Source organism: Yinghuangia aomiensis (genome assembly GCF_039542225.1).
Classification (GTDB): domain Bacteria; phylum Actinomycetota; class Actinomycetes; order Streptomycetales; family Streptomycetaceae; genus Yinghuangia; species Yinghuangia aomiensis.
The window spans coordinates 141,676-151,107 of the sequence record NZ_BAABHS010000022.1 but is presented as its reverse complement, the minus strand read 5'-3'; the positions used below and the strand labels follow the sequence as shown (position 1 = coordinate 151,107).

Below are 9,432 nucleotides of genomic sequence, written 5' to 3'. Positions count from 1 at the left end.
TCCGGGGCGAACCGGTACGCGAGGATCTCGACGGCGAGCAGCAGCACGAAGGCCGGGATCGCATACGTCGTGAGGTCCATGACGCGGAGATTACTCGCCGGTAGCCAAGAAGCGGAAGAGCCCGCGGAAGGGCAGGTCAGGCGTTCACTGGGGCGCCGGTGGGCAGCCGGTAGACGCCGTCCGCGACCGGTTCGACGAGGCCGTCGGCGACCAGGCCGTCGAGTGCGCGGGCGCGCTGCAGGGCGTCCTCCCACACCGCGTCGAGCGCGGTCTTCGGTACCGGGCCCGCGGCGTCGCGCAGCACCGCGAGGAGCTTGCCGCGGCACTGGCGGTCGGTGCCCGCGTAGGTCTGGCCGCGCCGCGGCGGGCCTTCGTAGGGCGGCTTCCCGGCGAGCCGCCAGGCGCACAGCGCCGCGACCGGGCAGTCCGCGCACCGGGGCGTGCGCGCCGTGCACACCAGCGCGCCCAGCTCCATGATCGCGACCGCCCACGTCGCCGCGGTCTCGTCGTCGAGCGGCATGGCGTCGCCGGCCGTGCGGCGTTCCGCGGCGGTGGTGGCCTGCGGCGGGTACTCGGTGCCGTCGACCGTGCGCGCGAGTACCCGGCGCACGTTCGTGTCGAGCACCGCGTGCCGCTGCCGGAACGCGAACGACGCGACGGCCGCCGCGGTGTACTCGCCGACCCCGGGGAGCGCGAGCAACTTGTCGTGGTCGTCCGGAACTTCGCCGTTGTGCTGGTCGCGGATCGCGGTCGCCGCGCCGTGCAGGCGCAGCGCACGGCGCGGGTAACCGAGCCGGCCCCACGCGCGGACCGCGTCGCCCGGCTCGGCGTCCGCGAGGTCCGTGGGCGTGGGCCAACGTGCAAGCCACGCCTCGTACATCGGCAGCACCCGGGTCACCGGCGTCTGCTGGAGCATGAATTCGCTGACCATGACCGCCCACGCGGAGGCGTCGGGGCGGCGCCACGGCAGGTCGCGGGCGTTGTCCGCGTACCAGTCGAGGATCGGTTCGTTGAGTGCGTGCGGCATGACCCTTCGATCCTGCCATGTGTGTTCCCGGCCCGGAACGGCGCCCGCCGCGTACGCGTCCCGCCGGCACGATCCGTCACCGGTTCGAGTGATGCGCCCGGCGGTTGATCATCTTGCGCGGGTTTGCCGGAAAGCGCCCTGTGAAGGTCGTCTCACCACGGGAAACTGCACGTCGGATGCGGCGCGGCTTGCGCCGGACGGGCTAACGGACGCCCTAGAGTTGCCCGGTGGACTCTGTGACCCGCCCTGTCGGCCACCTTCCCCCGTCCGTGTATTGGCGTCGACGGGCCATTGTGCTGGTCGGACTCGCCGTCCTGATCGCTCTTGTCGCGTGGGCCTGCACCGCCGGCGGTGGCGGCGACGACAAAGCCAAGGCCGCGTCGGAGAGTTCCACTCCGAGCGCGCCCGCCGCGCCGAACGGCTCGCCCGCGCCCATCGGCTCGCCCGCGCCCATCGGCCCGGGCAACCCCGCTGATCCCGGCAAGTCCGGTCAGCCGTCCGGCGGTCCGGGCGCGCCCGGCACCGGCACCGGTCCGGGCAACCCCGGCGCGACGGGTGCCGCACCGGGTGCCACGGCGGGCAACTCCGCGGGTGCCGGTGGTCAGCAGGGTGCGCCGGGCGCCCCCGCGGGCGCCGGCAACGCGCCGCAGGACCCGGCGCTGGGCGGCGCCAAGCCGTGCCTGTACCAAGAGGGCGGCAACGCGACGCTGACGCTGCGCGGCGACCGTCCGGCGGATGCGAAGTACCGGGTGGGCGAGCAGGTCGCGCTCACGCTCGTGGTCACCAACGTCAGCGGCGAGACCTGCGCGGTGAACCTGTCGCCGAAGGCCGCCACCGTCGAGGTGAAGTCCGGGGCCGACCACATCTGGTCGCCCGCCGACTGCGCCGGGACGCCCGCGGCCGAGGTCGTCCAGCTCCAGCCCGGCAAGAGCGCCGAGCGCCGCTTCACCTTCACCTGGACGCGCAGCAACCCGAACCAGTGCACCGGGCAGGCGCCGGCGCTGAACACCCCGCAGGCCGGGTCGTCGTTCCAGGCCACGGCCACGGTGTCGACGATGCGGTGGGCGAGCAAGGCGTACGTGTGGACGGTCGCCGGGTAGGCGGCCCGACCCCCGCACCCCCCGACCACGCGAAAGGCCCTGCCGGATTCCGGCAGGGCCTTTCGCGTGGGTGAGCGTCCGGGTCAGACGTAGCGTTCCAGGATCGACGACTCCGCCAGCCGCGACAGGCCCTCGCGGACGCTGCGGGCGCGCGCCTCGCCGACACCGTCGACCGCCTGGAGGTCGTCGACGCTCGCCGCGAGCAGCTTCTGCAGGCCGCCGAAGTGCTCCACGAGCCGCTCGATGACCACCGGTGGCAGCCGCGGCACCTTGGCGAGCAGCCGGTAGCCGCGCGGGCTGACCGCGGAGTCCAGCACCTCGGCGCCGGCCGTGAAGCCCAGCGCCCGGGCGACCGTCGGGAGGTCCAGCAGGTCGGTGTGGGTCAGGCCGTCCAGCTCGGCCAGCACGTCCGCCTCGGTGCGCCCGCGCTTGAGCGCGCGCTCCGGGATGTAGTCGCGGGCCACCAGCGACCGGTCCGGCTCGACACCGGCGATCAACTCTTCGAGCTGGAGCGCCAGAAGACGGCCGTCGGTGCCCAACTCGGTGACGTACCCGTCGATCTCACGGGCGATCAGCCGCACCATCTCCAAGCGCTGCGACACCGCGCACACGTCGCGGACCGTCACCAGGTCCTCGATCTCCAGCGCGGACAGCGTGCCCGCGACCTCGTCGAGGCGCAACTTGTACCGCTCCAGCGTGGCCAACGCCTGGTTGGCGCGGGAGAGGATGGCGGCGGAGTCCTCCAGCACGTAGCGGCGGCCGTTCACGTACAGCGCGATCAGCCGCATCGACTGGCTCACCGAGACCACCGGGTAGCCGGTCTGCTTGTTGACGCGCTCGGCGGTGCGGTGCCGGGTGCCGGTCTCCTCGGTCGGGATCGACGGGTCGGGCACGAACTGCACGCCCGCCCGCACGATCTTGGTGCAGTCCTTGTCGACGACCAGGCCGCCGTCGAGCTTGCACAGCTCGCGCAGCCGGGTCGCGGAGAACTCGACGTCGAGCACGAAACCGCCGGTGCTCAGCGACTCGACGGTCTTGTCGAACCCGAGGACGATGAGGCCGCCGGTGTTCCCGCGCAGGATGCGCTCCAGCCCGTCGCGCAGGGCCGTGCCCGGCGCGACGGCCATCATCGATGCCCGTACCAGGGCCTGCTCGGCCGCGCCCTTGTCGGTCCGGTCATTCGTTGCCACAGAACTCCCCGTGGTCGTCGCCGTCCCCGGCTGCGGCGGCGATGCTGCCCGGCCCCGCTACCGCTGAGAAAGATCGGTGGAAAAGTCTACCTGCGCGACACAAGGGAGAATGCGCGCAGCGCCTCGGAGATGTCCGCCACTTCCGTGACGCGCATGCCCGCGGGCACCTTGCCGGGGTCCGGCGGGACCAGCGCGTGCGTGAATCCGAGCCGGTGCGCCTCCGCCAGGCGGCGCTGCACACCGGTGACCCGGCGCACCTCGCCGGCCAGGCCGACCTCGCCGATCGCGACGAGTTTGGCGGGCAGCGGATGGTCGGCGGCGGCCCCCGCCAGGGCGAGCGCGGCGGCCAGGTCGGCGGCCGGTTCGGTCAGCCGCACCCCGCCGACCGTCGCGGTGTAGATCTCGGTCTTCTCCAGCCGCACGCCGCCGCGGCGTTCCAGCACGGCCAGGACCATCGACATGCGCGCCGAGTCCAGGCCCGAGGTGGCACGGCGCGGCGTCGGGATCTGCGACGGCGCGACCAGCGCCTGCACTTCGGCGACCAGCGGACGCTTGCCTTCCAGCGTCACCGTCACGCAGGTTCCCGCGACCGGTTCCTGACGCTGCGTGAGGAACAGGCCACTCGGGTCGGGCAGGCCCTTGATGCCTTCGTCGCGGAGTTCGAAGCAGCCGACCTCGTCGGCCGTGCCGTAGCGGTTCTTGACCGCGCGCACCAGGCGCAGCCGGGCGTGCCGGTCGCCTTCGAAGTGCAGGACGACGTCGACGAGGTGTTCGAGCAGGCGAGGCCCGGCGATCGAGCCGTCCTTGGTGACGTGGCCGACGATGATCGTCGCGATGCCGCGTTCCTTCGCGATCCGGATCAGCCCGCCCGCGACCTCGCGGACCTGGGCCACCCCGCCCGGTGCGCCTTCCAGCTCGGGCGACGCGATGGTCTGCACCGAGTCGACCACGAGCAGCGCGGGCTTGACCGCGTCGACGTGGCCCAGCAGCGCCGACAGGTCGGTCTCGGCGGCCAGGTACAGGTGGTCGTTGAGCGCGCCGATCCGGCCGGCCCGGAGCCGCACCTGCGAAGCGGACTCCTCGCCCGTCACGTACAGCGTCGGCGCCTGCGGGGTGGCGAACGCGCTGGCGACCTCGAGCAGCAGCGTCGACTTGCCGACGCCCGGCTCGCCGGCCAGCAGAATCACCGCGCCGGGCACCACGCCGCCGCCGAGGACCCGGTCGAGTTCGTCGACGCCGGTGGTGTGGAAGCGCGCGGCCTCGACGTTGATGCGCGCGATCGGCAGGGCCGGCGCGGTGACCGGGCCGGCCGCGACCACGCGGGCCTTCGCGCCCGCGCCGTACTCCTCGACGGTGCCCCAGGCCTGGCACTCCGGGCAGCGGCCGAGCCACTTGGGCGTGGTCCATCCGCACTCGCCGCACCGGTACGACGGACGTGCTGACTTACCGGTCGTCCCGGCGGATTTGGCCATGTGCGGCACGGTAGCCGCCCGCACCGACACCGCGCGCCGCGACCCGCCCGGTGCGCGGCCGAGGGTGAAGCGCGGACATCGGGATGGTCACGGGACCGTGACAGCGCGACCGGAATCGGGTGGTCCTCGAGCAAAACCATGGTGGGCCCGGCGTGCCGTGCGTACGGTGAGGCCTCATGCATGGTGGGGGTGGTCCGGTCGTGGGGTCCGGACTCGCCGCGGCACTTGCGCGCGGCTGCGAGGCGGGGACGCCGGAAGGCGTCGCGGAGACGTACGACACGTACGCGGACGCGCTGTTCGCGTACTGCCGCACGCTCGTGGGGGACGAGCGGATAGCCGCGGAAGCGCTGCACGACACCGTGCTCGTGGCGCGCTCCCGGGCCCGCGGGCTCGACGACGCGTCGCTGCGCGCACTGCTGTACGCGGTGGCCCGCAGCGAATGCCTGCGGCACGGCGTGGCGGCCCGGGGCGCAGGGGCGGACGCCGCGGACGTGTGGCGGCCCGGCGTCGTGCCGGCGGTCGCGGTGCGCGACCGCATCCGGCTGCTGCCGCTGCTCGCGGTGGCGCTCGCGGGCGTCGACGCGGCGGAGCGCGAAGCACTCGAACTGGCCGTCCGGCACGGTCTGGACGACGCCCGGCTGGGCCGCGTCCTGGACCTGCCCGAGCGGCAGGCCGCGCGGGTCGCGGCGCGCGGACGGGCGCAGTTCGCGGACTGCCTGACGGTGCACGCGGTTTGCGTGCACGCCGACCAGGAGTGCGCCGAACTCGCGGTGCTGCTGCCGGACGGCGTGGTCTCCGGCGCCGCGCTGCCCGCGCCGATCGAGTCCGGGCTGCGGGTGCCGGCCCGGCTGCATGTGGACTCCTGCCCGTTGTGCGGGCCGTTCCGGCCGAGCGGGCTGACCGGCGACCCGGACGCGGCGGTGCGGCCGGGGGGCTTGGTGGACGCGCTGCTGGCGACCGGCCCGGCCCGTCCGGCGCCGCTCGCGGTGCGCGCCGATCTGCTCCGGTCGCTCACCACCGGCGCGCCGGGCGCGCACGGGCACACCCTGATCGTGGAACGCGCGGTGCGCGCCGGGCGCGACGGTTTCCCGCGCACCCGCCGCCGGCTCCGCCCGCCGTTGGCCACCGCCGCGGCGGCCGCGGCCGCCGGGGTCGTGCTGACCTTCACGCTTGCCGCGTCCCAGAGCGGCCACGACACGGCGCCGCAGGCCGGGAACCTGCCGGTCGCGCTCACCTCGCCTTCCGGGGCGCCCGCCGGCGCCGACCCGGGGCCGGGCCTCGCCGGTGCGGCCGGGCCGGGCGCCGCGGTGCTGGAGCCGGTCTCGCCGGTGCCGACCGCCGCGCCCACCACGGCGCCGAGTGCGCCGCGCACGTCGCCGGCCCCGACCGACAAGCCGGGCAAGGGCAACGGGAACGGCTACGGCATGGGGAACGGCAACGGCCCCAAGGGACAGGCCGGGGCGCGGGGGGACGCCCCCGGGCGGGGCGATGCGAACGGCCTACAGGTCCTCACTCCCACGCTCACGCTGAGTGCCGCCCGACCGGCGGGCACGCTGCGCCTTTCGGCCGCCGACACTCCGGTGACGTGGTCGCTCGGCGTGTCGCAGGTGCCGTGGGTTTCGTTCTCGCGCACCTCGGGGACTCTGCAGGCCGGGTCGAGCGTGTCGATCACCGTCACGTGGGACCCGGCGCGGGCCCCCGCGGGCTCGGTGGTGACCGCGACCGTGCAGGTGGCGCCGGGTGGCGCGACGATCACGATCGTCGGTCCGGGGCGCTCGTACGCTCCGAGGTGAGCGTCGGTGAACGCGTCCGAACGCCCGTTTGGTCAACCCTGGTCACGACTGATCACGGTTCACTCCACCGTGTGATTGTGGATCCCGAAAGAAGTATGAAAGGCCAATTCACCTGAGTTCCGGGGTGTGCGCCCCCTACGTTCGCCCATGTGACGGATTCGGTGACGACGCGATCGGCAGGGACGCAGGCGGGCTCGACCACCCCGCCCGAGAAGGCGGCTGCGACGGGGTCCGGCGCGCGGGAGGGCGCGCCCGGCAAAGCGCAGGGGCGTGCGCAGTCATGGGGGCGCGCGGCGTACGACGCGTACGCCGAAGGCATCTATACGTATTGCCTCGGGACGCTCCGCGACCACAGCGCCGCCGCGTCCGCCCTGCGCGGCACCTTCGTCCTCGCCGACCGGCACATCGGCCGGCTGCCCGACCTCGGCATGCTCAAGCCGTGGCTGTACGCGCTCGCCCGCTACGAATGCCTGGTCCGCCTCGACGGCCGGCCCCCGCTCGCCGGGGTGGCCGCGGACGCCGCGGCCGACGGCCGAGGCCGATCAGCGTCCGCCGCATCCGGCGGGACCAACGGGGGTGGCACTGCCCCGCGCTCCGCCGAGCAGCGTGCCGAACTCGCCGCGCTGGCCTGGCCGGAGGCGATCGGCCTGGCGCCCGCCGAACGCGAGGCTCTGGAACTCGCCATCCGCCACGGGCTCGAACCGAGCGGACTCGCCGCCGTCCTCGGCTGGGAAGAGGACACCGCCCGCGGCGTCCTGCTCGGCGCCGGGCGCGAGGTCGACCGCACGCGCGCCGCACTCGAAGGCGCCCGAGGCGCGGTGAGCTGTCCCGAAGGACCCGGCCTCACCGCCGCCTACACCGAACCCGGAGTACGCGACCAGCTCGTCGACCACGTCGACGAATGCCGCCGGTGCGGTCCGCACGTGCGGCTTGCCGCGGCCCGGCTGGCCCCGACCGCGGGGGCGGCCGCGGCCACGTCGGTACTCCCGTCGATCGCTCCGCCCCCCGACCTGCGCACCGACGTGCTCGGCGACCTCGGCCGCGGGCGGTCCGCCCAGCGCCCGGCGGAACTCTCCCGGCGTGCCACCGAGTTCGATGCGGAGGGCTTCCCGGTCTTCCGGGTGGGCGCGAGCCGCGCGCGGTCCGGGCGGCGGCGCATGGCGCTGGTGGCCGTGGTGGTGGTCGCGATCGTGGCGGCGATCCCGGCGACCGTGCTGTGGCAGGCCGCGCACCGGCACGACGTCCGGGACGTGGCCCACGACGCGCGCATCAGCGCCGCCCGCGTCACCACCGTCGAGGACTTCCCGGGCGATCGCGACGCGTCGGCGGGCCGCAAGCTGCCGCCGGCCGGGTCCGCCGCGGCACCCCGCCCGGCCGGCTCGGCGGCGGCCTCCGCGACCGCGTCGCCCGGCGTCCGCAGCGCGGGCCCGCAGGCCGCGCCGGTCCCGGTGGGGATCGGCCCGGCCGCGCCGCTGCCCGTGGTGCCCGCGGGCCCGGCGGGCACGCCCTACGAACCGGCGGCGGCCCCGGTGCCGCCCGTGGTCGACGTGGCGCACGACCGCAGCCGCACGGTGATCACCCTGCGCAACACCGGGACGGTGCCGGTCGATTGGACGGCGGACACCACGGCGGGATGGCTGCGCCTGAGCCGCACGTCGGGCACGCTCGCGCCGGGGGCGACGGACACCGTGACGGTCACCGTCGACGGCGCGAAGGCGCCGAGCGGGCACTGGACGGCGAACGTCCGGATCCAGCCGGGCAGTTCGCAGGTCACCATCGAAGGGGCGACGGGCGGGGAACCGACCGCGAGCCCGTCGGCGCCGTCCTCGTCGACCGCGCCGCCCACGTCGGCACCGGCCACGGGGCCCGCGACGACGGGGAAGCCGTAGCGCGGGCCGGCGGGGCGCCGTGACGATGCCCCGCCGGGTGTTCGGCTACTCCGGCTACTCCGGGTCCGCCGGGTGCGGCGCCCACTTCGCGGCCTCGTGGGCGCGGCACGCGTCGGCGAGGACGGCGTACGCCTCGTCGCCCATCAGCTCGCGCAGCTCCGGCTCGTACGACACGTACACCGGGTCCGCCGCGACGTGCGCTTCCTGCGCGCTCGTGCACCACCAGTGCAGGTCGTGCCCGCCCGGGCCCCAGCCGCGCCGGTCGTACTCGCCGATGCCGACGACCAGGACGCGGGTGTCGTCCGGCCGGTCGACCCAGTCGTAGGTGCGCCGGATCGGCAGCTGCCAGCACACGTCCGGCTTGGCTTCCAGCGGATGCCGGCCCTCGCGGAGCGCCTGCGCGTGCAGCGCGCAGCCCTCACCGCCGGCGAAGCCCGGCCGGTTGAGGAACAGGCAGGCGTTGTCGACCCGCCGGGTGCGCGGCTCGTCGTCCTCGTCCGGCTCGGTCACGCCCTCGGCGTGGCCCAGGTCGTGGAACTGCCAGGTCTCCGGCGTGAGCCGCCCGACCCATTCCATGACGCGCTTCTCGTCGTCGTCGTCCGACCAGTGCGCGCCGAGCGAGCAGCAGCCTTCCTGCGGGCGCGACGCGATGCCTTTGCAGCCGCTGCCGAAGACGCACGTCCAGCGCGACGTCAGCCACGTCAGGTCGCAGCGGTAGACCTGCTCGGGCTCCTCCGGATCGTCCGCGGGGACGGGGTCGGGGAACTCGAACCAGGCACGGGGGAAATCGAGGCTTACTTCGGGCACGCGACAAGGGTAAACGCGGGCCGCGCGGCACAGCGCGCAGCACGCCGGGACACGGCCCCGCGCCGTCCGTCCGTCGCCCGCGGAACCGCCTGGCGGACCGTCCGCGGAGCGGTCCGGTCGCCGAAAGGTCACGGAGCGGTGCACTCCGCATAGC

7 protein-coding genes are annotated in these 9,432 nt (G+C 74.9%); 3 read left to right on the top strand and 4 right to left on the bottom strand.

The window, feature by feature from the left end; translation table 11 throughout:
• Window positions 1–136: 136 nt before the first annotated feature.
• A complete protein-coding gene (locus ABEA93_RS28000) occupies window positions 137–1,027 on the bottom strand; it encodes an HhH-GPD family protein (RefSeq protein WP_345678581.1) in 891 nt (296 codons plus the stop codon).
• A 227-nt stretch (window positions 1,028–1,254) separates the two neighbouring features.
• Here ABEA93_RS28000 and ABEA93_RS27995 point away from each other — a divergent pair, with 227 nt between their 5' ends.
• Complete coding sequence (locus ABEA93_RS27995) at window positions 1,255–2,127, top strand: DUF4232 domain-containing protein (protein WP_345678580.1); 873 nt, start codon at window positions 1,255–1,257, stop codon at window positions 2,125–2,127.
• Window positions 2,128–2,210: 83 nt separating this feature from the next.
• Here the strand turns inward: ABEA93_RS27995 and disA are convergent, their stop codons facing one another.
• Window positions 2,211–3,317, bottom strand: a complete 1,107-nt coding sequence (gene disA / locus ABEA93_RS27990; RefSeq protein WP_345678579.1) for a DNA integrity scanning diadenylate cyclase DisA — start codon at window positions 3,315–3,317, stop codon at window positions 2,211–2,213.
• An 86-nt stretch (window positions 3,318–3,403) separates the two neighbouring features.
• Window positions 3,404–4,789 carry a DNA repair protein RadA gene (gene radA, locus ABEA93_RS27985; RefSeq protein WP_345678578.1) on the bottom strand — a complete coding sequence of 462 codons (1,386 nt, stop codon included), beginning with the start codon at window positions 4,787–4,789 and terminating at the stop codon, window positions 3,404–3,406.
• 200 nt (window positions 4,790–4,989) lie between these two features.
• On the opposite strand from radA, the gene ABEA93_RS27980 reads away from it, so the two are divergent.
• Entirely contained in the window at window positions 4,990–6,582 is a 1,593-nt protein-coding gene (locus ABEA93_RS27980) for an RNA polymerase sigma factor (protein WP_345678577.1), read from the top strand.
• A gap of 149 nt (window positions 6,583–6,731) precedes the next feature.
• A complete protein-coding gene (locus ABEA93_RS27975; protein ID WP_345678576.1) occupies window positions 6,732–8,471 on the top strand; it encodes a BACON domain-containing protein in 1,740 nt (579 codons plus the stop codon).
• Window positions 8,472–8,525: 54 nt separating this feature from the next.
• On the opposite strand, the gene ABEA93_RS27970 is transcribed toward ABEA93_RS27975, so the two are convergent.
• Entirely contained in the window at window positions 8,526–9,278 is a 753-nt protein-coding gene (locus ABEA93_RS27970; protein ID WP_345678575.1) for a DUF3109 family protein, read from the bottom strand.
• Window positions 9,279–9,432: the final 154 nt, after the last annotated feature.